The organism is Francisella marina (assembly GCF_008369785.1).
Classification (GTDB): Bacteria; Pseudomonadota; Gammaproteobacteria; order Francisellales; family Francisellaceae; genus Francisella; species Francisella salimarina.
This window is the reverse complement of sequence record NZ_CP043552.1, coordinates 158,554-184,763: the sequence shown is the minus strand read 5'-3', so window position 1 is coordinate 184,763 and position 26,210 is coordinate 158,554. Positions and strand designations below refer to the sequence as shown.

The following is a 26,210-nucleotide window of genomic DNA, read 5'->3' as shown; positions in this document are numbered from 1 at the left end:
ATTAACAAAATTTAATATTCCAGCAATATTACCTCAATATTTATTTGCTAATATTTACGTATAGAGTAATTAACCTTTGCCTTTTGAAATGTTTGAAAAAACCGTTAGAAAAAATTTATTAGAATCACTTAACAAATTAGAATGTGGTGAGCTATATTTAACAACTCCAGAAAACGAAACTATTTATACAAAAGGCGAAAAACAAGGTCCAACAGCCGATCTAAAACTAAAAGATTGGCGCACAGTAGTAAACTTACAATTAAAATCAGATATTGGATTTGCTGCTGACTATAGAGACGGCTATTGGGAAACCTCCGATCTTAAGTCTCTGATTCTACTAGGCTTAGTTAATGAAGAAGCATTTGGTCAATACATGAAGCCAAATTTTCTTTTTAAATTATTACAAAAACTTGGCTACCTTACCAAACGCAATAGCATCAAACAGAGTAAGAAAAACATTTACGATCATTACGACTTGGGTAATGACTTTTATAGTTTGTGGTTAGACAAAACTATGACCTATTCATCTGCGATGTACAAAAATCAAACTGAAACATTAGAACAGGCACAAATCAATAAATACAAAAACATAATTGATAAATTTGATAAAAAAAATGGCTCAATCATTGAAGTTGGCTGTGGATGGGGAGGGTTTGCTGAAACAGCCCTAAATAGTGGTGACTACACACTCAAAGGCATCACACTATCGACAGAACAACATGACTATGCTACGAAGCGCCTAGCTGGGAAAAAAGCTGATATAGTTATTGAAGATTACCGTATCCAAACTGGCAAATATGACTATATTGTTTCAATCGAGATGATCGAAGCAGTGGGTAGAGAATATTGGAACACATATTTTTCTAAGCTTAAATCACTGCTTAAAGAAGATGGTAAGATTGTTATTCAAGCCATTGTCATTGATGATGCGCTTTTTGCAGATTATGCTAAAGGTACTGATATGATTAGAACCTTTATTTTTCCCGGTGGCTTCTTACCATCTATGGGACAAATTAATCTGGAACTGGATAAGGTTGGGCTTAAATGTGTAGGTACTGAATCTTTTGCAAAAGATTATGCTAAAACTCTTGATGAATGGGACAGAAATTTCGTAAATGTAGAACCTGAGTTAATAAAACTAGGTTTTGACAAGCGTTTTCAGAGAATGTGGCGTTTCTACTTAAATTCTTGTAGTGCTGCATTTACTCACGGACGTATTGATGTTGTACAGTTGGAGATTGTCCATGCTTAAAAGACTACTAATAGCTATCATTATTAGTTTTCCTTTGTTCACTTACGCTGAAGAGTTAACTTTACAACAAATAAAATCACATCAAGTCCAACAAGTTGGTAAAATTCATTTCACTAAATGGTTTTTTGATGTTTATGATGCAGAGCTTTACACTCAAAATGGACATTTCAGTTGGGATAAACCTTTTCTACTAAAAATTCATTACCTTAGAAGTATGGATGGGAAAACTATCTCTAAGCATACTGTTAAAGAAATATCATACCAACATCCACAACAAGTCAAGGCAAATTATAAAGAGTATAGAGATACCTTTGATCAGTTAATTCCCAACGTCCAAAATGGTACAAACCTGTACGGTTATATGGATGAAGATGGTAAAGGATATATATATTCAGACAATGGTCTCATTGGTCAAATACCAGACAAAGATCTTTCAAAATATTTTTTTGAAATATGGCTTAGCGATAACTCATCATATCAAAAATTATCAAGACAATTGAGGGGCTTATGAAAAAATTAATATCTAGAATAGGAGTAATTATTATGGCATTAGGATTATTTGGATGCTCAGCTGATATATCAAGTTACAAAGGAGATGGTCCAAAGCTTGACCTACAACAGTATTTACAAGGTAAAATTGTTGGCACAGGGATTATTCAAGACTATAAAGGAAAAGTCACTAAGCAGTTTGACTTCTCTGGAACTGCTAGCTGGAATGGTGATGTCGGCACATTTGATGAGCACATGGTCTACTATGACGGCCAAAAAGATCACCGTATTTGGACGATTAAGAAAATTTCTGATAACTACTACGAAGGTACAACAGGCGACGTAATTGGTACTGCTAAAATCTATGTTGAAGGCAACGCTATGAACTGGCAGTATCAAATGAACATCCCAGTTGGCGACAAAAAATACAAAATTAGTTTCGATGACTGGATGTACTTAATGAACGATGGTGTACTTATAAACAAAAATACATTCAAAAAATTTGGACTAACAGTTGGTTCATTAACGCTATTTATGCATAAAGAAAAACCCGGAGAATAACTATGCAAAAATTTGCAGGTAAAACTATATGGTTAATTGGCGCAACAGATGGTATTGGTAATGCATTACTTAAGAAACTTGATAATTCAATAAAAGCTAATTTTATAATATCAGCTCGTTCACTAGACAAACTACAAAGTATATCTGCAAGTCTAAAAAATACTGCTCATACTGTTGATCTTGATGTGGCAGATTTTGAGAGCTTCAAAAAAGGAAGTGATATAGCTCTTAGCTATAATCCTGATTATATTATATATTTGCCAGCATTCTATGAGCCTTCATTAATTGCTGACATTGCCATTTCAAATCTTAATAAAACGATCCAAACTAACCTAACTGCTGTTTTTTACCTAATAAGATTTACTCTACCATATCTCAAAAAAAACCATAAATGTCAGCTAGCTATTACAGCTAGTGTTGCTGGCTATATCGGTTTACCTAGATCACAACCTTATGCTGCTACTAAGGCTGGTGTTATAAATTTAGTAGAGAGCCTAAAAGCAGAAAATCCTGAGCTTGATATACGTCTGATAAATCCAAGCTTTGTTAAAACTAAGCTTACTGACAAGAATAATTTTAAAATGCCAGCTCTACTTCAGCCAGAAGAAGCTGCCCTTAGCATTATCAAAGGTTTAGAGTCAAATAAATTTGAGGTTCACTTTACAAAAAAATTCACTATAATTCTAAAACTTATTGCAGCTTTACCTTACAAGCTTTACTTTAAAATTGCTAAAAAGATGATTTAGAACCGGAGAAACCATGGAAACTCAATCAAATAAAGTCACTATAATAGCCTTTGCTATTATGCATATTGCTTGCTTAGCAATATTTTTTGTAAATTATAATATTACTGCATTAGTTGTATTTCTTGTTACATTCTCAGCTCGGACATTCGCTTTAACAGCAGGATACCATCGTTACTTTGCTCACAAAGCTTTTCAGACTTCTAGAGTATTTCAATTTATTTTAGCATTAGTTGGAACTTGGGCATCTCAAAAAGGGCCGCTTTGGTGGTCAGGTCATCATAGATATCATCATATCCATTCTGATAAAGACACAGATTTACACTCTCCTAAGAATGGTATATTCCAATCACATGTTGGCTGGGTTTTTGAATCTAGAAGTGATCATGTTGATCCTAAGTTTACCAAAGACTGGGTAGAATATCCTGAACTAGTATGGTTAGATAAATATGCTCATGTTTCATTTGCATTATATCTGATAGGTCTCTTTGCTATCGGTAGCATAATTAATCACTTATACCCTAACCTACAAACATCAGGTTTAGCATTTGTATTTTGGGGTGGTATTTTAAGTACAGTATTGTTATATCACACTACATTTAGTGTTAATTCAATCTGTCATATTTTTGGCAAAAAAGATTATGAAACTTCAGATAATAGTCGCAATAACTGGTTCATAGCATTAGTTACGTTTGGTGAGGGTTGGCATAATAATCACCATAAATTTGCTTACTCTGTTAGAAATAATCTCAAAGCATGGCAAATTGATATTACATACATGATTCTTTGTGTATTGAGAAAATTTAGAATAGTATGGGGATTTAAAGAACCCAAGAAAACCGTTTAGATTAAATATTTATAGAATAAATTTATTGAGCTGCTTTTGTTTTTGCTTTTTTTCTACGTCTAGCTCTTTTTTTCTTAGCCTTATTCGGTTTTTTTGACTTCTTGGGATACGGCTTATCATTATTTTTATCTAAATTTGGCTTACGTGGATCATATAATTCAAAATCTATGTGAATTCTTTCTAAATCTGCTCTGACAACTCTTACAGTAATATCTTGACCTATCTTATAAACTTTATGAGTTCTCTTACCAATCAATATATCTTTAGCTTCATCATAAATATAATAATCCCCTGGAATAGCAGAAACGTGTATCAAGCCTTCTATATACATATCTTTTAGCTCAGCAAATAGACCTAAGCCATTAACATGCTTAACTTGAGCCTCCAAAACATTACCAATATAGTCTTGCATGAAATAGCATTTCAACCAGTTCTCAACTTGCTTTGATGCACCATCTGCATTTCGTTCTTGATTAGAAGCATTCTCACAAATATTTGCTAATTCAGAAGACTTATAATCAGCACCACCATGCTCATACTCGCCAATAATTGATTTAATTATTCTGTGTACTACTAAGTCAGGATATCTTCGAATTGGCGATGTAAAATGAGTATATTCACTATATGCCAATCCAAAGTGTCCATCATTATTTATACTATACACCGCTTGATTCATGCTACGCAAAGTCATCATCTGAATATCATCATAATCAGGACGATCCTTTATGCTATCTAACATTTCTGCCAAAGCCTTTGGTGTAACTTTGCCATTTTTACCATATGCAAGATGTATACCATGCTTAGCAAGATACTTCTTAAGAGTCTCCATCCTATCTTCTTTAGGCTCACTATGAACTCTAAATGGCGATGTTTTTTTATGCTTAATGGTGAATTTAGCTGCTGCAACGTTTGCCACAAGCATACACTCTTCTATTAATCTATGCGCATCATTACGATGTCTTGGTACTATTGACTCAATATGATTATGCTCATTTAATATTATTTGTGTTTCAACGGTATCAAAGTCTATAGCACCTCGCTCTTGCCTAGCTCCATGTAGCACTTTATACAACTCATATAAATCAAATAGATTTGGTATCAACTCAGGAGTTTTATCAACTATAGAATTTTGTTTCTTCTCTAAAAGTTTTGCAACCTCTGTATAAGTTAAGCGCGCCTTTGAATTTATTACTGCAGAATAGAACTTGTATCTAGAAAGCTTACCAATTTTAGATATGTTCATCTCACAAACTAGAGAGTATCTATCCTCATTAGGTTTTAACGAACATAATCCATTTGATAACTTCTCTGGTAACATCGGAATAACATATCCAGGAAAATAAACAGAAGTTGAGCGACGCTTTGCATCCAAATCTAGGCCTGAATCTTTCTCAACATAGTTTGACACATCTGCAATCGCAACATATAGTTTCCAGCCACCACTTTTAGTCTTGTGTGCATAAACAGCATCATCAAAATCTTTGGCATCTTCACCATCGATAGTTACAAAATTTTCATTACGCAAATCAACTCTATTACCAACAATCACATCATCAGAAATATTATCTAAATAGCGCAAAGCCTTTTTGCTCCACTGTTCTATTAAGTCATACTTCTGTGTTGCCATCATCATTGCTTCTTTAACTGGAGATACTGCTTCGACCTCTTGCTTAAACTTAGCTACAGCTGCACTATTTATACTAGGATAAACAACAATCTCGGCCTCAATTAGAGAATTGTGTTCTATTTTCTGCCTCGGTGGTAATAGCACTATATCACTTGTCATACTCTTACTTATCGGCTTAATAAAATCACAATCAAAACTCTTATAGTAGTATCCAGTGATGGTTTTTTGTGATCTTGAAACTATTGTTTTAATTTCTGCATCTATTCGACCACGTTTATTAAGTCCAAGAACTTTAGCTGTTACTTCATCACCAGCCATTACCATTTTTGTCTGATGAGATACAATTCCAACCTTAGTATTTAAAGTATGGCTAAATAACTCTAAACGGGAGTCTCTATCAGCTGTTACTTTAGATGTTATATATATTGGCGTCATTTCTGGTAGATTATAGTATGATTTGTCTTTTTCTAACTGTCCATCTCTAACCATTGCACCTAAACGATTTACAAGACCATCAAAAAGATTTTTTTTAAAAATTTCTAAAGCATTAGCGATGTTTTCTATACTAACAGGAATATTAGTATCTTTTATATATTTTAGAATCACTTCTCTACTTGGAATTGGATTCTCGTACTTTTGTGCTTCGACATCCCTATTAGGATCATTATGTATATTATATTTACTCACTTATGAATATATCCTGGTCAAAAAATTTTTTACTTATTAACTTACCTTTATCAAACTCTGCTATAGCAACAAACTTCTCATCATCATATACCCTGACCGTTCCATCAAGATGAGGTTTGTCAGCGAAGAGTCCTCTTTTGTATAAATCATCTTTTTCTTCTTCTACTAAAGAGTATATTGGCTTGTCAATAAATACACTCTCTACACTAGTTATACTAGCAAGTTTTTGTTCAAAACTTAAATCTTTTAAGTTATCTAAGTCATGAGCAGCCTCAATTCCAAAAGGTCCGCTTTGGGTTCTTTGCAGAGCAGACAAATGTCCACCACAGCCTAAAACTTTTCCAATATCTATAGCTAGACTACGAATATATGTGCCCTTTGAACATTTAACTCTTATTTTTAATGAATCTGTATTAAACTCCAGTAACTCTAACTCATATATACAGATATTACGCGGCTTAACCTCAATGGTTTTACCCTCTCTAGCTAGCTTATAGAGAGGTTGTCCATTATACTTCAAAGCTGAATACATTGGAGGGATTTGAACTATGTTCCCCCGAAAATCTCTCAAAACTGTTTCTAGGTACTCTGCCGACAATTCTGGAATATTAGCATTTTTTGCCACTATTTCACCCTCAGCATCTCCACTATCTGTTTCAACACCTAGCTTAATAGTTGCAATATATTCCTTATCAGAGTCTAAAAGGTATTGTGCTATTTTAGTGGCTCTACCAAAGCATATAGGCAGAACTCCTGTTGCCATAGGATCTAAGGTTCCTGTATGACCTGCTTTTTGAGCATTAAATATATACTTTAATTGCTGTAAAACTTTATTTGAACTAAGACCTTGAGTCTTATTTATGACAATCACACCATTGAGATTTAATCTATTTTTTTTCATGTAAGCCTTGTTGTGATAGTATTTGTATCATCTTCTCAGCAGCTTTCTGCTCAGCTTTTTTTCGCGATGTGCCTTTTGCACTAACTTCAATATTTAAATCATTAGACAATGCTTTCACTGTAAACTCTTGTTCATGGTCTTTACCGTCGATAGTTTCAATACTATACTCAGGAAGACTTAAACCATTTTGCAATAGGATTTCTTGTAACTTAGATTTACCATCTTTGACTTTTACATCATCCAAGTTAAGAGTTGATATAACTGGCTTGTACCAGTTTAGTATAACCTTTTTAACAGTAGCAAAATCACTATCTAAATAAATTGCCCCAATAATAGCTTCAAATACATCTTCTAATATTTTTTCTCGCTTATGTCCACCTTGTTCACTAGCACCTAAGATAACATATTCATCCAACTTAAAATTTAGAGCTAAATTTGCTAAAGTTACTCCTTTAACTAGCTTAGACCTAATTTGTGAGAGCTTGCCCTCTGCTAAATCTGGAAACTCTAAATACAACGCTTCGGCAATTACAAATCCCAAAATAGAATCTCCCAAAAACTCTAATCTTTCATAGTTTTTCTTTGTTTTACTACGATGAGTTAATGCTCTGACCAAGAGAGTATAATTTTTGAAGTTATAACCAAGAATTTTATATAATCGAGAATATTCAGGAATCATTTATTTAAAAGACCTTACCAATTTCACTCCAACGAACTTTTTTATCAACCTTATCCCAGCTCATCCATACAATCTTTGCTTTACCTACAAGATCCTTCTCAGAAACAAAACCCCAATAACGACTATCTTCACTATTATCTCTGTTATCTCCCATTACGAAATAATGTCCAGCAGGTACTTTAAGATTTTCAAAATCAGTACCTTTTACGGATTCAATTCAATCAACTTGATGCTTAACACCATCAAGATTTTCAGTACAAATTGTATCACCACTGCCATTAGCTAATGATTGATTGTAATAATTAATAGCATCTTTATCACAATTTGTGTACTCAAGTTTTTTGCCATTAATCGTCAACATCTTATTCTTGTAAGAAATCACATCTCCAGGTACACCAACGACTCTTTTGACAAAATCTACACTTGGATTAACTGGAAAGTGAAACACTAAAATGTCGCCTCTTTTAGGCTCACCTGTTTTTATCAGAGTTTCATTAGTAAAAGGTGCTCGAATACCATAAGCAGCTTTATTAACAAATATAAAATCTCCAACAGGTAGTGTTGGTGTCATAGATGCTGTAGGGATAAGAAAGTTCCCTATTAGAAATGTTCTAAGCAAAAAAACCACCAGGAATACACTAAACAAGGATCTTGCTTGATCTGCTATCAAAGGAGCCTTAAGGCCACTGTCCTTATAGAACTGACGCTTCTGTTTCTTAGATAGACCCTTTAATTCCTTGGCATAAGGCTTTAATCTTGGCCTTTGAAAAAAAAGCAGGTCCATCAAATAAATCAGACCACTTGCTATAGTTAAAAACAGTAGCCAAAAAGTAAAACCTAGACTTAGGATATAGTTCAATAGTTCCATGAAATCACTTAACTACTTTATCCTTTTGAACAAAATAACCAACGCCTCTAATAGTTTGAATAAAGTTTGGAATATTTATTTTCTTTCTTAGATTGTGCATGTGTACTTCTAGAGTATTAGTGTCCATTTCTTTATCAGTAGAATACACTTCTTCCAGAAGCTGAGTTTTTGGTACAACACGGCCAGCATTTTGCACCAAAATAGCCAAAAGCGCTAATTCTTTTTTTGAAACTGGAATAATAACACCATCTTTAGTTACTGTCTCAGAGCTAGGGTTAAAGCTATAGTCGCCAAACTTGATTTCTTCTTTAGTACTTTTGCCAGATCTTGTGTCTATTCTACGAGAAATAGCTTTAATTCTTGCTACCAATTCTTTAAGCTCAAAAGGTTTAGTAAGATAATCATCAGCGCCTAAATCTAAGCCTTTGATTCTATCCTCCAAACCATCTCTAGCTGTTAAAAGAATAATTGGCACTTTAATACCTTTATTCCTAACATTCCTAAGAACTTCCAAACCTGTTTTAATTGGCATACCTATATCAAGAACCACAATATCATACAATCCTGATTCAATGAAAGTCTGTGCAGCTTCGCCATCAGAAACCAAATTAACAATAAGACCTTCTTTTTGCAGCGCTTCGAGTAAGCCCTCACCTAAGTTAAGATCATCTTCAGCCAATAATAGCCTCATATATTCACCTTTATTCGTTATAAGATTCTAAAAAAACATTTATCAGCTAAAGTATATAGCATAAGGTACATAAAATAAATATTTATTTAAACTTATGAATTATGAGAAATATTACCCTAAAACTAATATGAGTGTTTAAGAAATTTGTGAACTAAACTCTTGGGAAAGTTCTTCTGCTCTATTGATATTTGCTTGTATTGCCTTATCAACAGTTCCACCAAGATCAAGTCTTTCAAAAGTAGATAAAGCTTCAAAAGTTATACCTTTTTTAGATGTTACATTTTTTCTTAAAGTAGCCATATCCTCGTCACTTTTCAAGACCATCTGTGCAGCACCAAGACACGTTTGAGCAACAAGCTTCTCAGCTTGTTGTTTATCCAGCCCTCTTTTAGCAGCAGCATTGACCATATGCTCCATAAATTGAAAATAATATGCTGGACCAGAACTTGCTATAGCTGCAATAACATCAATCTCATCCTCTTTTTTAACTACAGCGACCTCTCCCATTGTCTTCATAATATTAATAACTTCTGACTTATTATCATCACTAATATTTTTATTAAAAAATATTCCAGTAGCACCGTAGCCTAAGCTACTAGGCGTATTGGGAATAGTCCTTGCGAAAGAAATATTCTTAGCAAACATTCTCTCATAATCATTAGCTTTGATGCCTGCTGCTACCGTAACTATTGTCTGATCATCTCTAGTATGATCTCTAATATCCCTGATTAGACTAATCATACCTTGTGGCTTTACAGCTAAAATAATAATATCAGCTATAGCAATTGACTCTAGTAAAGAGTCCGAAGACAGTATCCCATATCGACTAACTAAATTTTCTCTTTTATCTTCATTTCTATCAAAAACGATAATATTCTGACCATCATAGCCATGATTAACCATTCCCGCGATCATTGCAGCAGCCATATTACCACCACCAACAAAACAAACTTTCATAAATATACTCTATATACATTCTTTAATTTATATAACTATAACATTTCGGATAATTATTGCTAATATATACACAGACTTAAACCTTAAAAAACAATCAAAAATGAGAGAAATAGTTCTAGCATCAAGCAATAAAGGAAAGATTAGAGAATTTACAGATATTTTTAAAAAAATAAACATTCAAATAATCCCTCAAACAGAATTCAATATTAGTGATGCTGAAGAGACAGGGCTTAGCTTTATAGAAAATGCAATCATTAAAGCAAGACACTGTTCAAGACACACTGGATTGCCTGCAATAGCAGATGATTCTGGGCTTGAAGTATTTTCATTAGCAGGCGACCCCGGTATTTACTCTGCAAGATACGCTGGCGAGCATGGCAATGATGATGCTAATATACAAAAGTTACTGACCAATCTAAAAGATAAAGATAATCGTACAGCTCGGTTTGTATGCGCCTTGGCTTATGTCAGAAGTGAAAAAGATCCTACCCCAGTACTAGAATATGGCTTCTTAGATGGCGAGATCGCACACACTTGCTTAGGTGAACATGGTTTTGGATATGATCCGGTATTCTCTTTACCTGAATTACAAAAAACTTTAGCACAACTATCAAAAAGTGAGAAAAACAAAATAAGTCATAGAGCTATAGCGCTTGATAAAATTATTAGCAAAATATGAGGTCTTAATGTTTTTTCATCCTTGATGATATAATTTCTTATCATATATGCTAAAATAGCTTAATTAGTTTGATAATTTTTACTAAACAAGTAAGCTTTTGGGTCGAAGTGTGGAACATTTAAAAAGAATATTATACGTTTCTCTTGCTCATATATACTCTAGCCTATTCATTATATATGTACCTTTCATATATCTCAAAAAACTCAAAAGAAGCCTCAAAAATAGTAGCTATAGGCAAAGATGGGGAGAAAGATTTGCTCAAACAAAACTTCGACTAAAGAGTTCAATTTGGATTCATTCAGTATCAGTGGGCGAAACTGTTTCAGCAGAACCTCTAGTGAAAGAACTCTTAAAAAACTTTCCAAACGAAAATTTTGTTATTACTACTACAACACCTACAGGTAGTGATGTTGTTAAAAATTTGTACAGCAAATACGATAATGTATACCATATGTACATCCCATATGACACAATACCATTCATAAACAGCTTCTTTGTGAAAGTTAATCCTAAGGCTTTCTTGATAATTGAAACTGAAATTTGGCCAAATATTTTAAATAAATGTTTTGCAGAAAATGTTCCCGTAGTTATAACAAACGCAAGACTATCAAGAAGATCGATTAGAAACTACACCAAAATACCATTTGGAAAAGATTTCCTATTTAAAAACATAAGTCAAATAAACGCTCAGACTGAAAAAGATGCAAAAAGATTTTGCTCATTAGGTGTTGATAAAGAAAAAATCACAGTAACTGGCAATTTAAAATATAATCTTATCACCCCTGAAAATTTAGAAGATAAGATGCTTAGCATCAAACAAAGCATAAATAGTAGACCAGTATGGATTGCAGGTAGTACTCACCAAGGAGAAGAAGAGATAATACTTGCCGCTCATAAGGAAGTGTTAATCACTTACCCAAACTGCCTATTAATAATAGTACCAAGACACAAAGAACGTTTTCAGAAAGTAGAGAAACTCATTGCAAATGAAGGATTCTCTTACCAAAAAAGATCGTCATCTACCAATGAGATCTTTAACCACACTCAGATATATTTAGGTGATACTATGGGAGAGTTACTTCATCTATACTACATTTCTAACATCACTTTTGTAGGCGGTTCTTTGATAGACAACGGTGGACACAATCTATTAGAACCTGCAGCCCTCGCAAAACCAATTATAAGTGGCACAAGTCTCTACAACTTTAGTCAGATATCAAAAGAATTAATTCGCAATAGAGCACTAATACGAGTAAAAAACCATACAGAACTTGCTGAGAGCATAGTTAAGTTACTAGATAATAAAGAATATTCGCAACAAATGTCTCAGGGCTCTCTAAAAACATTTGAAGCTCATAGTGATGTTCTAGAAAAGCAATATAACAATATAGTGAAGTTCTTATGAGTACCACCCCTACACTAGAAAGCTTCAATCTTTTTTCAGAAAAGATATTTTCCGGAATTAACTCGCCTTCCGAAAGACTCAAAGAAGCGATGAAATATAGTTTTTTCAGCGGTGGTAAAAGAATACGCGCACAATTTGTATATGCTCTAGGTGAAGCATTGGATATAAGTCTTCAGAACTGTCATAAAGTTGCATTTGCTATAGAGTGCATACATACTTACTCACTTATACATGATGATCTTCCAGCAATGGATAACGATACTTTACGAAGAGGCAAGCCCACATGTCATATACAATTTAATGAAGCAACAGCGATATTAGCTGGAGATGCATTACAGTCATTAGGTTTTGAAATTCTAAACAATATTGAAGTATCGAACATTGACAAGCTAAAGAAAATAAATATATTTTTTGCAAAATGCTGTGGTCTAGAAGGTATGGTTGGTGGCCAACAATTAGATATAGACGGCGAAAACCAAAGTCTAGAATTAAAAGATTTACAAAAACTGCATATAAACAAAACTGCAAAAATGTTTAGAGCTAGCATAATAATACCCTACATCATTTCCGAACATAATAGCAAAGAGATAGAAATCATCTTGACAAGACTTTCTGACTTAATTGGCTTATGTTTTCAAATCAAAGATGATATTTTAGATGTTACAAAATCGACAAAAGAACTTGGTAAGACTAGTGCGAAAGATATTAACGCAAATAAATCCACCTACGTATCTCTAATGGGTCTTGATAAAGCAAGTGATCACTTAAGTCGTAATAAGAGTGAAATCAAAAAACTACTTACTCAATTAAATGAAAGACTACTTTCTACACAAAAGTTAGAAAAACTTATTGAACTAGTTATTCATAGAAACTATTAACTATTTTTGTTACAATTCCGTAATTATTTATTTCATAGTAAATTAAAAAAATAACAACAATGCAAATAATACAAAAAATTTATGCTTGGCTAGTACACCTATTCACTTCATTAGGTGCAGTATTTGGCATACTCGCTATCATTTTCTCCATAGAAGCTGCTAAAGCCAGTGTGATTAACCAAGTAGATCTTCACCACTATTACATTAAGCTATCAATGTTTAGCATAATCATGGCTATTTTTATTGATTCTATTGATGGTAGCTTGGCCAGATTGGTAGATATAAAAAAATTAGCCCCTCTAGACGGTGCTTTACTTGATAATATTATAGATTTCACAACATACTCCATAGTCCCATGCATTTGGATATATGTCTCAGGGATAGTCTCTCAGGAATGGTTAATTCCAGTAGTAGTAATGATAACGATTTCATCTTCATATCAGTTCTGTCAAACTAATGCCAAAACTGATGACCACTTTTTTGTTGGTTTTCCTAGCTACTGGAATGTAATAGTCATGTACATGCTATGTTTTCAATCTCCATACTGGGTTAACGAGATTGTAATAGTCATTCTTTCGATATTTTCATTTGTACCAATAAAATATATTTACCTATCAAGAACTGAGCATATAAGTACAAATAAGCTTATCAAATCATTTACTTTTATATTTACAATGCTTGCATCAATTTCCACATTCCTAGCAGTGCTAATATATCCTATAAAAACTCCAACTCCTTTTATATCAATAATACTAACTTTCTCTATTTTTTATATATTATTTAGCCTCAAACTTAATATTAAACCAGTAAAAAACTAATCTCTTTAGCGAATAGCTATCCCTTATGGTAATATATTATCTATGGTAAATATTAGTTAGTCTACACATGAAAGTATTAAGCCAAGAGGAGCGTCAAAAGCTCTTTGTCGAGAACATATTTCCATACAAACATAAAATCCCTCGTAAAGTATATGAAAAGCAAAAACATCATTTACAAATAGAATTATTAAAGTTTCAAAAATGGGTTAAAGAAAATAATAAAAAAGTTCTAATAATTTTTGAGGGACGAGATGCTGCTGGTAAAGGTGGAACAATAAAAAGAGTTATGGAACACTTAAATCCTCGTGGAGCTAAAGTAATAGCCTTAGAAAAACCCTCTGAAAGAGAAAGAAATCAATGGTATTTCCAAAGATATATCGAACATCTACCATCTGGTGGCGATATAATACTGTTTGATAGATCTTGGTATAATAGAGCTGGTGTTGAACGAGTTATGGGATTCTGTACCGAGAGAGAATATTTTTTATTTCTGGAGCAGGCTCCTCAACTTGAAAAAATGTTAGTTGATAGCGGCACCATAATCATTAAGTTTTGGTTCTCTGTAAGCCAACAAGAACAAAAAGATAGATTTGCAGCTAGAGAAAATCATCCTCTTAAACAATGGAAACTTAGCCCTATTGATAAAGCATCCTTAGATAAGTGGGATGACTATACAGAAGCTAAAGAAAGGATGTTTATATATACAGACAAGCCTTATGCGCCCTGGGTAATTGTGAAGTCTGATGATAAGAAAAGAGCAAGAATAAATGCTATTAGGTATATACTAAATAGTATTGATTATGATAACAAAGACCCTGAGGTAGCAATTGCACCAGACCCCCTCATTGTAGGAACATCATCAAAAATATATAAATAACAGCAAACTTAAGCAAAATTTCTGTTGACTAAACACCATATTTAAAATATAATCTTGACTATAGTTTTGGGCCTATAGCTCAGTTGGTTAGAGCGCCGGACTCATAATCCGTAGGTCGTAGGTTCGAGTCCTACTGGGCCCACCAAACTATTCAATTTATCAGATATAAGTTTCCATACAAATTAAAAAACTAAAATTCATATCTTTAGAAATATTTTTTGCTTTTAGCAGACTAAATTCTATTTGATTGACTATTTTTTAGGACTCAAAAAGTACAAGAAAATAATAAAATAAAACAGGCTCTTTAAAATTAAATATGCCTATCTACAATATAGCTGCCAAATAGCTTTGCTTATCTTTTTTTGTAAGTCTAACTTTATGCTCATTCATTAGTGTACCATTAAATGATTTACCTAAAGCTTCCAAAATATCAAGCATGAGCTCATAGCAGGTTTTAACATCATATCCTATATTAGCGAGCTTTCTATAGTTCATTACTGCCACTATCCCATTTACCTCACCCTCATTACTAGCCAAAAATTCTTGACCTTCATTATCAGGCAAAACACTAAAAATAACATCTTTATAGTTTATCTTTTGAAAAACTTTCTCTTCTGTAAATTTAATACCATAATACTTCAAAAATGTTGCTAAATCTTTTACCTGTATAGATTGAGTTCCTTCAAAATAGATTAATAAAAAACCATCTCTCAATAAAGGATACTCACGCTGAACATCCTCGACGCGTGCATTGCTTGGTGAACTTTTAGCTTGACTTATCAGCTCTTGACTATTTGCATGTTCAATATTTGCTAGAATATCTTTTTGTCTAACTCTCAAGCTTTTACGGAATAAATCAATTATGATTAAGACCACTAAAATTAAAACTAAAGCCAATATCAATGTCATTTATTTAGTACCTTTGGTGTTTTCATACTCATGTATTATATATTTAAAGATTATAAAAATTAAGATTTTTCTATCATTGTATCCAATACTTCTATGATCTTTTCTTCGGTGTCGACAATCATATCTTCATGAATTTTTTCAAACTCTTGAACTATATAATCATTCCTTTGCTTATCATCAAACAGTCTTTTCAATTCATAAAAAAGATTATCTGCAGTACAATCTTCTTGAATTAGTTCTTTTATTATTTCACTTTTATGCAAAATATTTGGAAAAGCCCAATAACTATGACCACGTATAAGAATTCTACCGATAAATGCTGAAAGTTTAGACAACTTATAACCAACTACCATAGGTAACTTACACAACATAGCCTCTAAAGTTGCTGTACCAGATGCCAATAAACTCAAATCCGAAGCTTTTAATACTTCGTGAGAGTTTGTTTCAAAAACCTCAATTTCCAAGTCTCTAATTTGTGTATCATACTCAGCAAATATTGATCTAAGTGACGGTTTAGCTAATGGCATAATAGCTTTGAATTTATATCCAGATTCTTGTAATTTTTGCAATGCTTCCAAAAATAATGGTAACAGCCTAGTTACTTCAGTAGTTCTACTACCCGGTAATACAGATAGTATTGGCAATCCTACATTTTCAAGACCAAGATGCTCTCTATACTTCGCTCTATCAATCTTGATTGGTATATTTTTAGCAAGCGGATGCCCTACATATATAGCTTCAAAATCATGTCTATTTTTGTAGTATTCCACTTCAAAAGGTAAAATTGCTAAAATCTTATCAGTCGCTTTTCTGATTTTTTTGATACGATACTCTCTCCACACCCATATTTTAGGACTAACATAGTGTATAGTCTTGATACCAGCAGACCTTAGCTTTCTTTCTACGGTTAGGTTAAAGTCAGGTGCATCTATACCAATAAATATATCAGGCTTATTATGTTTAAAGTGATTAATTATCTTTTTACGAATACCTAGTATATTAAGACCTTTTGAAATAATCTCAAAAAAACCAATTAGAGACAGAGCATCCATAGGATATAAGCTCTTAAACCCTTGACTTTCCATTTTAGGGCCACCAATGCCTTCTATTATAGCATCAGGATATTTTTTTCTCAGAGCTTCGACAAGAGTTGCACCCAGCTGATCTCCTGAGAGCTCTCCTGCTACAATACCTATTCTCATTATCTTAGTATGCCTCTACGTGAAGTACTTATCACATCAACGAATGGTTCTAGCACAGGCTCTTCATCTGCCATTTCCTTAATGACTTCAAACGCCTCTTTGATCATCAAGCCCTTTCTATACAGCACTTTATAAACTTCTTTTATTTTCTTTAAGTGCTCTGGAGTAAACCCTCTTCGTTTCAGACCTTCTGTATTTATTCCACAAGGGGTTGCACCTGCTGTTACAGCTGTTACCATTAAGTATGGTGGAACATCTTTTCCAACAAGAGCAGCATGAGCTATAAACGCATGTTTACCAACTCTGCAAAACTGATGAATACCAACATTTGAGCTCAAAATAGCAAAATCATCGACATGGACATGACCTGCAAGACCAACTCCATTTACAAGACTAATATTATTTCCAACTTTACAATCATGACCTATATGAACATAGCACATAATGAGGTTATTATTTCCAACTGTTGTAATACCTGTCTCTTTTGATGTGCCACCATGTATAGTAACACACTCTCTAATGATATTGTTATCCCCAATAATAACTTGAGAAAAGTCACCCTGTTTATAAGTATAATCAATAGGATCATCACCTATTGATGCATACTGGAAAATACGGTTATTCTTGCCTATTACTGTATTATCTCCAACAGTAACATGACTCTTAAGCTCTGTACCTTCACCTACAACGGCATTCTCTCCAATAACACAGAATGGTCCTATTATAGCACTTTCGGCTATTTTGGCGCTTTCATGTACTACTGCCAAACTATGTATCACAATCAATAATCCTTATATGCTGCCATTAACTCAGCTGAACAAACGACTTGCCCATCAACTTTAGCTACAGACTCTGCAGTACAGATAATATTTTTCTGCTTAACCATACGTGACTCGATAACCAAAACATCTCCAGGAACGACTGGTCTTTTGACTCTAACCTTATCAATACCTGCCAGCATAAACGTTCTTCTTCCACCACCAGCTTTAGCAACAACATGAGCAAACAGTGTCTCAGCCATCAATTCACCAAGTATAGCAGTTGCCTGAGCCATAGCTTCTACAATTAAAACACCAGGCATGACTGGAAACTCCGGGAAGTGACCATTAAAAAAATCTTCATTTATCGTTACATTTTTATGGGCCACAATAGTTCTATCTTCAATACTCCAATCAACAATCTTATCTAAAAGAGCAAAAGGATACCTATGAGGTAAAATTTTTCTAATCCCCATTACATCTATTTGTTTATTTTTTTCATCAAACTGGCTCATGAATAATCCTTACTTATTTAACTTATCTTCTAATTGTTTTACTTTTTTAATCAAACTGTCGATTTTAGATAATCTCGCTACGAATCGTCCCCATTGAATCCTTGGCTTAGCTTCAAATGCAGCATAATACATCCCAGGTTGAGTAATCGATTTGCCTATGTTAGATGCTCCGCCAATAACTGCATTGTCACATATACTTATATGACCTGTTATCGCAGATTGTCCACCTATCAAACAATTATCACCAATAGTAGTACTCCCAGCTACTGCTGTGACACCTGCCAAGGCAGTATTTCGACCAATAACTACATTATGGGCTATCTGCACCAAATTATCAATACGAGCACCTTTTTTAATAATGGTATCGTCGATAGCTCCCCTATCAACCGTAGTCCCTGAGCCAATCTCAACATCATCCTCTATTACAACTCTTCCTAACTGAGGAATCTTAGTCCAACTACCATCATCATCTCTGGCATTACCAAACCCATCACACCCAATCACTGCATTTTGGTGTATTATACAGTTAGCACCAATTTGAACATCATGAGCAATAGAAACATTACTCTTTATAAAAGTATCACTACCTATCTTAGTACCTTCATCAATAGTGGTGCATGCACCAATAAAAGTATTATCTCCAATAGTAACGTTTTCACCGACAACAGAGTTTGCTCCAATAGTAACATTTTCACCTATAACAGCACTTGAGGCTATTACAGCTTTACTATGTATTTTACCATCTGGCTTTGGTGACTTATCAAACAACTCCATAACTTTAGCCAATGCCATATATGGGTTTGATAAAACAACTGCATTTGTATTACAAAACTCTAAGGCTTCCTCTGTAATTAGCACAGCAGAAGCTTTAGTCTCTGATAGCGCCTTCAAATACTTAGGATTCGTGCAAAAAGAAATATCTCCGACACCTGCTTTTTCTAAAGTAGCTATCCTATTTATTTCAATACTCTTGTCACCCTTAACTTCACCATCTAGTTTCGAGGCCAAAAAATCTAAAGAATACATTCCAAAACTCCCCAAACAATTAAGAGTTCTTATTCATAATTTCAATTACTTGGTTTGATATATCATCAACATTATTTACATAAGCTAGCGCCTGAGTTGTCATAACAATATTATAACCCTTTTGTTTAGCAACTGTTGCTACCGCACTATCAAAAGATGCTTGGAATTTCTTAGATAACTTATCTTTTGCAGCATACTCTTTTTGCTGAAGAACTTGAGCTTTTTGAGCAAAGCTCTGTTGCTCTTGTTGAATCTGCTGCTGCTTCTTCTCCAGCTCAGCTTTTGTCATAGTAGCTGAATTTTCTTGAAGCGTTCTCATTTGTTGCATAATATCATTTTGCTCTTGCTTAAGCTTTGCTGCCTCTGGCTTTAAGTCATTTTCCATTTTCTTTACGCTAACTGATCCCAAATCAGAATCATTGAAGATCTCTACAGGGTTAACTACCGCTATCTTAGTATCTGCATATACTCCCGTCACAGCACTAGCCAAAACGCACAACGATAATACAATTTTTTTCATTTTAAGATCTCCCTTAATTTTTATTATATATTCAATAACAGATTCTAACACAATATTATAGACCTTGTTAAATCGTTTTGGTATTAGATTTCGATAAATATTTTCTAGATTAATTATTTTTTTTAGAAGTTTTGACCAAGTGAGAACTGGAAAACTTGCGTAACATCTCCAGGCTGAACATTAAATGGCTGTGCTATTGATACTGCCAAAGGCCCCATTGGCGAAGCCCATCTAAACTCAACACCCACAGAATATTTAAGGTTAGTAAATGATGGAGTAGTCTCTTGTTTTGGCTGAGGTGCTACAACCCCTTTCAGATCATAAGTAGTATAAGTGTTACCTATGTCAACAAATGCACCTATTCGCATTTTTGAGCTATCTTTAATAAATGGTACTGGAAAAAGTAAATCATAGTTATTGTAGATATTAAGGTTACCACCAATTGAGTTACCTATTTGACCATTTTGTAAATTTATATCACGCGGACCTAAAGAACCTTGTAGGAAACCACGAACACTTCCCCAACCACCTCCGTAGAAGTTCTCATAAAAAGGTAAGTTATCAGTACCACCATATCCACCACCATACTGCACACCACCCCTGATAGTTAGAGCAGACATATCTGTATTTGGTATAGCTATATTATACTTACCTCCAACTTCAATCTTATAAGCTTCAATATTACTAATAACAGGTATATTGACTGAGCCATTGATATCGAATGAGCCACCATCTGTAGCGAACATATATTTATTAGAATTATCAAAACTCCAACCAGCAGTTAAAGCAGGCTCATTAAAGCTATTTCTCCCACCTTGTTGCTGTATAAACCATTGTACAATTGATGAAGTAAACCCATTAGATTGGTTAACAGTATTATTTGCAAATGTTATACCCGCTGAAACGTTACTAAATGTTGATATTGGCACACCATACATTAGTCTTGCACCGATAGTATCTAATCGATATGCCGCAACCGCATTAGTTTTTGCAAAGTTTGATCTATTAATATAAGCTGAAATACTCTGACTAACTCCAGAAGTAGTAAAATAAGGATCAATATAACTTATATCTAATTGTTGGAATGGAATCGATAACTGCGCATTAAGGTTAAAGGTATTGCCGGTACCAAAAACGTTAGGCATATTAAGCCTACCACCAATCATAAAACCATATAAGTCCGAGAAACCTAAGCTTCCACTAACTGAGTTCGCATTTCTCTCTTTGATATTATAGTTGACATCAACCAAGTCATCAGAGCCCTCTACAGGCACAAGCTCCATATCTGCACCTGCGACGTATGGAAGCTGATCAAGCCTTCTTTGAGACTTATCTATGGCTTCTTTATTATACTGGCTTTGCTCATAGTACTGCAGCTGTCTACGAAAAACATAATCATTAGTAACATTATTACCAAAGAAATTAACTCTATTTACGTATACTTTTTTACCTGCATCTACAACAAACTTGAAAGAAACTATACGCTTCTTCTTATCAATTGTCGGAATAGGGTTAACTGTAGCAAATGCATAACCTTTACTTCCCAACAAGGTTTTTATACTCTCAACCGTATCAACAAGCTTACTTTTAGAAAAAACCTCGCCTCGCTTTATTTTTATCAAAGATTCTAACTCAGACTTTGGTAAAATAAATTTTCCGGTCAAAGATACGTCACCAACCTTATATACATCACCTTCTGCAACATCAAGAGTGATATATGAATGCTCTCGATCCTTAGACATTGATGCTTGCTTAGATGTAACTTTAAAATCAAGATAACCTCTATCAAGATAATAATTAGTTACCCCTTGAACAGATTGATTCATACCTTCAGGAGAGTAACTATCAAACGACGACAAAAAGCCCCACAAATTCCATATAGATGGAACTTCGAAGGCCATACTACTATCTAATTCTGAATCATCAAAGTTTTTATTACCTACAAAATTTATAGAATCAATAGTTGCAGGCTTCCCTTCTTTAAAGGTAATGTTTATATCAATTCTATTATTAGGAAGTTTTCTAATATTTTCATCAACCTCTGCACCATATAGGCCCATCATAGAGTATTGATTTAGTAGTGACTGCTTAAGCAAAAACATCGTATTAGGGTTATATACATTACCCACATATATACCAGCATCAGTAAAGACCTTTTCTAGATCTTCTTTTTTAAGTTTTTTATTTCCTGTGAAATTAAAACCAGCAATGATTGGTCTCTCTTTAACATTAATAAAGAGGTTACTACCCTTACGATATAGATCAACACTATTAAAAAATCCTGTACCGTAAAGATTATTAATAATTTGGTTTGTATCTTCTGGAGTGATATAACTACCTTTCTTATAGCCAATTCGGCTCTTTACCACATCACTCTGTAAACCTTCCAAACCTTTTATGGAAACATTGTCTAATATAAAACTGTCATTATCTGCCCAGCTATTTAATGCAATACCCATAAGAAGAGAGGCTAATACAAACTTCTTTCTCAAAAAAAACACTCAATTTACCCCAAAACAGAATCCACATATTCTCGAGTCTTTCTATCTATTTCAAAAACTTCTTCTATATTTGTTGGATTCTCAAAAATCAACTCTTTTGTTACTTTTTTATTTACTTCTATTATATCTAAATACTTAATTCTTTCGTTTAAAAACGCTGCCACCAAAACTTCATTTGCAGCGTTAAAAACAATATTTGCTGAATAATTTTCATTCTTTAAATTATCAAAAACTATTTTCAAAGCCTCGAATCTGTCAAAACAGGCTTCCCTAAAAGTAAGCTCATATTTTGTAAAATCCAATCTATCAACATTAATCGACCCTCTAACTGGGTAATACATTGCGTTTGCTATAGGTGTTCTCATATCTGGTACACCTAATTGCGCTATATAACTACCATCCACATATCTAACCATAGAGTGGATTACACTTTGAGGATGAATCAGAACGCTTATTCTATCAGCTGAAACAGAAAAAAGCCAATATGCCTCGATAACTTCTAGTGCTTTATTTACCATAGTAGAGCAATCAACAGAAATTTTTCTTCCCATTTCCCAATTAGGATGAGCACAAGCCTGAGCAGGTGTGATATCAATCAAATCGCATAACTCTTTATCCCTAAAAGGCCCACCAGATGCTGTCAAAACTATTTCACTAATTTCTTTAGTATATTTCTTATCCGAGTTGTCAATACATTGAAATATAGCATTATGCTCACTATCCACAGGTATAAGCTGAGCATTATTTTTCTCAACTTCTTCAATTAAAAGATGTCCAGCTGTTACAAGAGACTCCTTATTTGCAAGCAAAATTTTCTTGCCTGCTCTAGCCGCAGCAAAGGTAGGCTTAAGACCTGCTATGCCGACTATAGCAGACATCACCAAATCGACTTCTACCGCACTTGAAACTTCCTCTAAAGCACTTTCACCAACCAAAACAGTAACATCAGATATCAGGGCTTGTAATTGTTGCTTTTTAGGTAAATCCGAAACTACAGCAAATTTTGGTGAAAATTCTTCACATAATCTCGCCAACTTTTCTACATTACTAAAAGCTGATAACGCATAAACCTCAAAGTCATTACTCTCTCTAATTACAGCTAATGTACTATCTCCTATTGAACCTGTAGCACCCAGTATAGTTACCTTTTTCTTTAGCATATTAATTTATTCACTCTGCTCTGTTGCTTCAGAAATTTCTACATCATCACTATCAACTTCATCATCTTTTTTGACTACTTTTAGACTTATAAGCCTTTCATTATTCCTAAGATTAATAAGTCTAACACCCTGAGCAGAACGCCCACATTCTCTAACTTGATCAGATGAAGTCCTAACCAGAGTTCCATTATCGGTAATCATGACTATATCTTCATCATTACCAACCAAAACAGCAACAACAACTTTACCATTCCTATCAGAGGTTGATATAGCTATTACACCTTGACTAGCTCTTTTAGTTCTACGATATTCTGATACTGCAGTACGTTTACCATAACCATTCTCAGTTGCTGCCAAGACAACTCCCTCATCAGGATTTGTTACGATCATAGAGACTATTTTTTGATCAGCATGTAAACGCATACCAGTTACACCAGCAGCCGAGCGCCCCATAGCTCTAACATCTGACTCACCAAAACGAATTGCCTTACCCGCATCTGAGAACATCATAATTTCCTTAGAACCATCTGTAAGAGCGACATATGACAGTTCATCACCGTCATTTAATCCAATCGCTATCTTACCTGTAGAACGAGGTCTCGCAAACTCTGATAAATCAACTTTTTTAACCCTACCAAGCTTAGTTGACATAAACACATACCAACCTTCTGTAAACTCAGAAATTGGCATTAAAGCAGTTATTCTTTCATTCTTATCAAGTGGTAAAATATTATTAATAGGTCGACCTTTAGAAATTCTACTTGCCACAGGGAAATCATATACTTTTGACCAGTACACTCGACCCAAACTAGAGAAACAAAGCATTGTGTCATGAGTCGAAGCAAGCATTAATTTAAAGATACTATCTTCTTCTTTAGTCTTAGTTGCAGACTTACCAACACCACCACGTTTTTGAGCATTATACATACTAAGTGGTTGAGTTTTAACATAACCATCCATTGACAAAGTGACAACCATTTCCTCTTCTGCTATGAGATCTTCTCTTGTAAGATCAAGTCTCGATTCTATAATCTCAGACTTCCTTGCATCACCGTAGTTATTTCTGATTTCAATAAGCTCCTCTTTCACAACACGAATCAGCTCGTTCACATCACTCAAGATACCTATTAGATACTTAATTCTTTCAATAAGTTCTTTAAACTCGTTAGTAATTTTATCCTGTTCTAGACCTGTTAATCTATGCAATCTTAAAGCAAGTATTGCCTCTGCCTGCTCTTCTGTAAGATTGTAAGAGCTATCAACTTGAATACCATAGTGAGATGCTAATGTTTCTTTACGATACATCTTAACATCAACACCCTCAAGCATACTCTTAACCATAGAACCATTCCATGATCTGGCAAGCATTGACTCTTTGGCATCGGCAGGACTTGGAGAAGCCTTAATAAGCTCAATCATTTCATCAATATTAGCCAACGAAAGCAATAAGCCTTCTAATATATGCGCACGTTCCTTTGATTTCCTTAACTCAAAAATTGTTCTTCTTGTAACAACTTCTTTTCTGTGTTTAATGAACTGCTCTAATATTTCCTTAAGATTAAGTAACTTAGGTCTATTGTCGCTTAGTGCCACCATATTTATACCAAAACTACACTGTAGCTGAGTTTGAGCATATAAAGTATTCAAAACAACTTCTGGAGACTCATCTCTCTTAAGGTCAATAACAACCCTAATACCATCTTTATCCGATTCATCTCTTAATTCAGATATACCTGTTACTTTCTTATCTTTTACAAGTTCCGCTATTTTTTCAACTAATTTGGCTTTGTTAACCTGATATGGTATTTCTGTAACCACAATCTGAGACTTGCCAGAAGCTTCATCTTCATGAATATCAGCTTTGGCACGCATAATAACGCGCCCACGACCAGTCTTATACGCCTCCAAGATACCATCAGTACCATTTATGTAAGATCCAGTAGGAAAATCTGGTGCAGGAATATATTGAATCAAATCCTCTATAGTTAATTTTGAGTCATCAATCAAAGCTACAGTACCATTAATAACCTCTGTCATATTGTGCGGAGGAATATTTGTCGCCATACCCACAGCAATACCTGATGACCCATTGACTAAAAGATTTGGAACTCTAGTCGGTAAAACATCAGGAACCAATTCTGTATTATCATAGTTTGGAGAAAAATCTACAGTTTCTTTGTCTATATCAATCAAAAGCTCATGCGTCAGCTTCTGCATTCTAATCTCAGTATAACGCATAGCTGCAGGAGAATCGCCATCTACAGAACCAAAGTTACCTTGCCCATCTACCAACGTATAACGTAGAGAAAATGGCTGAGCCATTCTAACGATAGTATCGTATACCGCAGTATCACCATGTGGATGATACTTACCTATCACATCACCGACAACCCTAGCAGACTTCTTATATGGTCTATTGTAATAATTAGACAACTCATTCATTGCAAAAAGCACTCGGCGGTGAACTGGCTTCAAACCATCTCTCACATCTGGCAAGGCACGACCAACGATCACACTCATTGCATAATCAAGATATGATTGTTTAAGTTCTTTCTCTATATTTATAGATGATGATTCTTTAGTAGGTATAGACATTACTTATCGCTTATTACAAAGATAAAACATATAGCGAATATTCTAACACATCCAATAGCAAAAAG

At 34.1% G+C, this 26,210-nt stretch carries 24 protein-coding genes, 1 tRNA gene and 1 pseudogene; 11 read left to right on the top strand and 15 right to left on the bottom strand.

The genetic code is table 11. The annotated features are described in order from the left end of the window. Positions 1 to 88: 88 nt before the first annotated feature. From F0R75_RS01000 to F0R75_RS00980, 5 genes are read left to right on the top strand one after another with little or no spacing between them, the layout of a single operon-like run. Positions 89 to 1,252 carry an SAM-dependent methyltransferase gene (locus F0R75_RS01000; protein ID WP_004287241.1) on the top strand — a complete coding sequence of 388 codons (1,164 nt, stop codon included), beginning with the start codon at positions 89 to 91 and terminating at the stop codon, positions 1,250 to 1,252. Beyond that, positions 1,245 to 1,763 (top strand): chalcone isomerase family protein, encoded by a 519-nt coding sequence (locus F0R75_RS00995; protein WP_149368668.1) that lies wholly within the window; start codon positions 1,245 to 1,247, stop codon positions 1,761 to 1,763. Before F0R75_RS01000 ends, F0R75_RS00995 begins: the two co-directional genes overlap by 8 nt. After that, positions 1,760 to 2,302, top strand: a complete 543-nt coding sequence (locus F0R75_RS00990) for a DUF3833 domain-containing protein (protein ID WP_149377173.1) — start codon at positions 1,760 to 1,762, stop codon at positions 2,300 to 2,302. Before F0R75_RS00995 ends, F0R75_RS00990 begins: the two co-directional genes overlap by 4 nt. A 2-nt stretch (positions 2,303 to 2,304) precedes the next feature. Further along, positions 2,305 to 3,048: an SDR family NAD(P)-dependent oxidoreductase gene (locus tag F0R75_RS00985; protein ID WP_149368670.1), complete on the top strand. Its 744-nt coding sequence runs from the start codon at positions 2,305 to 2,307 to the stop codon at positions 3,046 to 3,048. A gap of 13 nt (positions 3,049 to 3,061) precedes the next feature. After that, positions 3,062 to 3,892 carry an acyl-CoA desaturase gene (locus tag F0R75_RS00980; RefSeq protein WP_149368671.1) on the top strand — a complete coding sequence of 277 codons (831 nt, stop codon included), beginning with the start codon at positions 3,062 to 3,064 and terminating at the stop codon, positions 3,890 to 3,892. A gap of 22 nt (positions 3,893 to 3,914) precedes the next feature. Here the strand turns inward: F0R75_RS00980 and rnr are convergent, their stop codons facing one another. The 6 genes and pseudogenes from rnr to proC form a co-directional block, all read right to left on the bottom strand. After that, a complete protein-coding gene (gene rnr, locus F0R75_RS00975; RefSeq protein ID WP_149368672.1) occupies positions 3,915 to 6,206 on the bottom strand; it encodes a ribonuclease R in 2,292 nt (763 codons plus the stop codon). Beyond that, positions 6,199 to 7,107, bottom strand: a complete 909-nt coding sequence (gene truB / locus F0R75_RS00970; protein WP_149368673.1) for a tRNA pseudouridine(55) synthase TruB — start codon at positions 7,105 to 7,107, stop codon at positions 6,199 to 6,201. The genes rnr and truB overlap by 8 nt, the downstream gene beginning before the upstream one ends. Further along, positions 7,094 to 7,786, bottom strand: a complete 693-nt coding sequence (gene rnc, locus F0R75_RS00965) for a ribonuclease III (protein ID WP_149368674.1) — start codon at positions 7,784 to 7,786, stop codon at positions 7,094 to 7,096. The genes truB and rnc overlap by 14 nt, the downstream gene beginning before the upstream one ends. Before the next feature lie 4 nt (positions 7,787 to 7,790). Further along, positions 7,791 to 8,654, bottom strand: a pseudogene (gene lepB / locus F0R75_RS00960) (signal peptidase I). 4 nt (positions 8,655 to 8,658) lie between these two features. Continuing rightward, entirely contained in the window at positions 8,659 to 9,345 is a 687-nt protein-coding gene (gene qseB / locus F0R75_RS00955) for a response regulator QseB (protein ID WP_004287232.1), read from the bottom strand. 135 nt (positions 9,346 to 9,480) lie between these two features. Beyond that, positions 9,481 to 10,302, bottom strand: a complete 822-nt coding sequence (gene proC / locus F0R75_RS00950; protein ID WP_149368675.1) for a pyrroline-5-carboxylate reductase — start codon at positions 10,300 to 10,302, stop codon at positions 9,481 to 9,483. A 100-nt stretch (positions 10,303 to 10,402) separates the two neighbouring features. Between proC and rdgB the strand changes: the two genes are divergently transcribed. The 6 genes from rdgB (at position 10,403) to F0R75_RS00920 (ending at position 15,104) form a co-directional block, all read left to right on the top strand. Continuing rightward, a complete protein-coding gene (gene rdgB / locus F0R75_RS00945; protein WP_149368676.1) occupies positions 10,403 to 10,981 on the top strand; it encodes an RdgB/HAM1 family non-canonical purine NTP pyrophosphatase in 579 nt (192 codons plus the stop codon). Between the two features lie 109 nt (positions 10,982 to 11,090). After that, entirely contained in the window at positions 11,091 to 12,386 is a 1,296-nt protein-coding gene (gene waaA, locus F0R75_RS00940) for a lipid IV(A) 3-deoxy-D-manno-octulosonic acid transferase (protein ID WP_149368677.1), read from the top strand. Beyond that, entirely contained in the window at positions 12,383 to 13,264 is an 882-nt protein-coding gene (locus F0R75_RS00935) for a polyprenyl synthetase family protein (RefSeq protein ID WP_149368678.1), read from the top strand. Before waaA ends, F0R75_RS00935 begins: the two co-directional genes overlap by 4 nt. Before the next feature lie 59 nt (positions 13,265 to 13,323). Continuing rightward, positions 13,324 to 14,082 carry a CDP-alcohol phosphatidyltransferase family protein gene (locus tag F0R75_RS00930; protein ID WP_149368679.1) on the top strand — a complete coding sequence of 253 codons (759 nt, stop codon included), beginning with the start codon at positions 13,324 to 13,326 and terminating at the stop codon, positions 14,080 to 14,082. Between the two features lie 67 nt (positions 14,083 to 14,149). Then, the gene (gene ppk2, locus F0R75_RS00925) at positions 14,150 to 14,959 is read left to right on the top strand and encodes a polyphosphate kinase 2 (RefSeq protein ID WP_004287226.1); all 810 of its coding nucleotides are present in this window, start codon (positions 14,150 to 14,152) and stop codon (positions 14,957 to 14,959) included. A 68-nt stretch (positions 14,960 to 15,027) separates the two neighbouring features. Continuing rightward, positions 15,028 to 15,104: transfer RNA gene (locus F0R75_RS00920), tRNA-Ile, on the top strand. A 179-nt stretch (positions 15,105 to 15,283) separates the two neighbouring features. On the opposite strand, the gene F0R75_RS00915 is transcribed toward F0R75_RS00920, so the two are convergent. From F0R75_RS00915 to gyrA, 9 genes are all read right to left on the bottom strand, one after another. After that, positions 15,284 to 15,868, bottom strand: a complete 585-nt coding sequence (locus tag F0R75_RS00915; RefSeq protein ID WP_013922565.1) for a cell division protein ZipA C-terminal FtsZ-binding domain-containing protein — start codon at positions 15,866 to 15,868, stop codon at positions 15,284 to 15,286. Positions 15,869 to 15,927: 59 nt separating this feature from the next. Then, positions 15,928 to 17,070, bottom strand: coding sequence for a lipid-A-disaccharide synthase (gene lpxB / locus F0R75_RS00910; protein ID WP_013922564.1), 1,143 nt, complete (start codon positions 17,068 to 17,070; stop codon positions 15,928 to 15,930). Beyond that, positions 17,070 to 17,849, bottom strand: a complete 780-nt coding sequence (lpxA, locus tag F0R75_RS00905) for an acyl-ACP--UDP-N-acetylglucosamine O-acyltransferase (RefSeq protein WP_149368680.1) — start codon at positions 17,847 to 17,849, stop codon at positions 17,070 to 17,072. Before lpxA ends, lpxB begins: the two co-directional genes overlap by 1 nt. Positions 17,850 to 17,851: 2 nt before the next feature. Continuing rightward, a complete protein-coding gene (gene fabZ / locus F0R75_RS00900) occupies positions 17,852 to 18,343 on the bottom strand; it encodes a 3-hydroxyacyl-ACP dehydratase FabZ (protein WP_013922562.1) in 492 nt (163 codons plus the stop codon). Positions 18,344 to 18,352: 9 nt separating this feature from the next. Beyond that, positions 18,353 to 19,369: a UDP-3-O-(3-hydroxymyristoyl)glucosamine N-acyltransferase gene (gene lpxD / locus F0R75_RS00895; RefSeq protein ID WP_013922561.1), complete on the bottom strand. Its 1,017-nt coding sequence runs from the start codon at positions 19,367 to 19,369 to the stop codon at positions 18,353 to 18,355. Between the two features lie 19 nt (positions 19,370 to 19,388). Further along, entirely contained in the window at positions 19,389 to 19,889 is a 501-nt protein-coding gene (locus tag F0R75_RS00890) for an OmpH/Skp family outer membrane protein (protein ID WP_146420764.1), read from the bottom strand. A gap of 122 nt (positions 19,890 to 20,011) precedes the next feature. Beyond that, entirely contained in the window at positions 20,012 to 22,390 is a 2,379-nt protein-coding gene (gene bamA / locus F0R75_RS00885) for an outer membrane protein assembly factor BamA (RefSeq protein ID WP_013922559.1), read from the bottom strand. A 5-nt stretch (positions 22,391 to 22,395) separates the two neighbouring features. Then, positions 22,396 to 23,550, bottom strand: coding sequence for a 1-deoxy-D-xylulose-5-phosphate reductoisomerase (gene dxr / locus F0R75_RS00880; protein ID WP_149368681.1), 1,155 nt, complete (start codon positions 23,548 to 23,550; stop codon positions 22,396 to 22,398). A gap of 6 nt (positions 23,551 to 23,556) precedes the next feature. Next, positions 23,557 to 26,145: a DNA gyrase subunit A gene (gyrA, locus tag F0R75_RS00875; protein ID WP_149368682.1), complete on the bottom strand. Its 2,589-nt coding sequence runs from the start codon at positions 26,143 to 26,145 to the stop codon at positions 23,557 to 23,559. Positions 26,146 to 26,210 lie beyond the last annotated feature (65 nt).

Excerpts from the sequence above, each read along its gene's own strand:
- F0R75_RS00980 (WP_149368671.1), top strand. The coding sequence starts at position 3,062 with ATGGAAACTCAATCAAATAAAGTCACTATAATAGCCTTTGCTATTATG.
- gyrA (WP_149368682.1), bottom strand. The coding sequence starts at position 26,145 with ATGTCTATACCTACTAAAGAATCATCATCTATAAATATAGAGAAAGAA.
- proC (WP_149368675.1), bottom strand. The coding sequence starts at position 10,302 with ATGAAAGTTTGTTTTGTTGGTGGTGGTAATATGGCTGCTGCAATGATC.
- ppk2 (WP_004287226.1), top strand. The coding sequence starts at position 14,150 with ATGAAAGTATTAAGCCAAGAGGAGCGTCAAAAGCTCTTTGTCGAGAAC.
- F0R75_RS00915 (WP_013922565.1), bottom strand. The coding sequence starts at position 15,868 with ATGACATTGATATTGGCTTTAGTTTTAATTTTAGTGGTCTTAATCATA.
- fabZ (WP_013922562.1), bottom strand. The coding sequence starts at position 18,343 with ATGAGCCAGTTTGATGAAAAAAATAAACAAATAGATGTAATGGGGATT.
- F0R75_RS00890 (WP_146420764.1), bottom strand. The coding sequence starts at position 19,889 with ATGAAAAAAATTGTATTATCGTTGTGCGTTTTGGCTAGTGCTGTGACG.
- F0R75_RS00935 (WP_149368678.1), top strand. The coding sequence starts at position 12,383 with ATGAGTACCACCCCTACACTAGAAAGCTTCAATCTTTTTTCAGAAAAG.
- rdgB (WP_149368676.1), top strand. The coding sequence starts at position 10,403 with ATGAGAGAAATAGTTCTAGCATCAAGCAATAAAGGAAAGATTAGAGAA.
- lpxD (WP_013922561.1), bottom strand. The coding sequence starts at position 19,369 with ATGTATTCTTTAGATTTTTTGGCCTCGAAACTAGATGGTGAAGTTAAG.
- F0R75_RS00990 (WP_149377173.1), top strand. The coding sequence starts at position 1,760 with ATGAAAAAATTAATATCTAGAATAGGAGTAATTATTATGGCATTAGGA.
- lpxB (WP_013922564.1), bottom strand. The coding sequence starts at position 17,070 with ATGAGAATAGGTATTGTAGCAGGAGAGCTCTCAGGAGATCAGCTGGGT.
- F0R75_RS00930 (WP_149368679.1), top strand. The coding sequence starts at position 13,324 with ATGCAAATAATACAAAAAATTTATGCTTGGCTAGTACACCTATTCACT.
- F0R75_RS00985 (WP_149368670.1), top strand. The coding sequence starts at position 2,305 with ATGCAAAAATTTGCAGGTAAAACTATATGGTTAATTGGCGCAACAGAT.
- rnc (WP_149368674.1), bottom strand. The coding sequence starts at position 7,786 with ATGATTCCTGAATATTCTCGATTATATAAAATTCTTGGTTATAACTTC.
- dxr (WP_149368681.1), bottom strand. The coding sequence starts at position 23,550 with ATGCTAAAGAAAAAGGTAACTATACTGGGTGCTACAGGTTCAATAGGA.
- truB (WP_149368673.1), bottom strand. The coding sequence starts at position 7,107 with ATGAAAAAAAATAGATTAAATCTCAATGGTGTGATTGTCATAAATAAG.
- F0R75_RS01000 (WP_004287241.1), top strand. The coding sequence starts at position 89 with ATGTTTGAAAAAACCGTTAGAAAAAATTTATTAGAATCACTTAACAAA.
- qseB (WP_004287232.1), bottom strand. The coding sequence starts at position 9,345 with ATGAGGCTATTATTGGCTGAAGATGATCTTAACTTAGGTGAGGGCTTA.
- F0R75_RS00995 (WP_149368668.1), top strand. The coding sequence starts at position 1,245 with ATGCTTAAAAGACTACTAATAGCTATCATTATTAGTTTTCCTTTGTTC.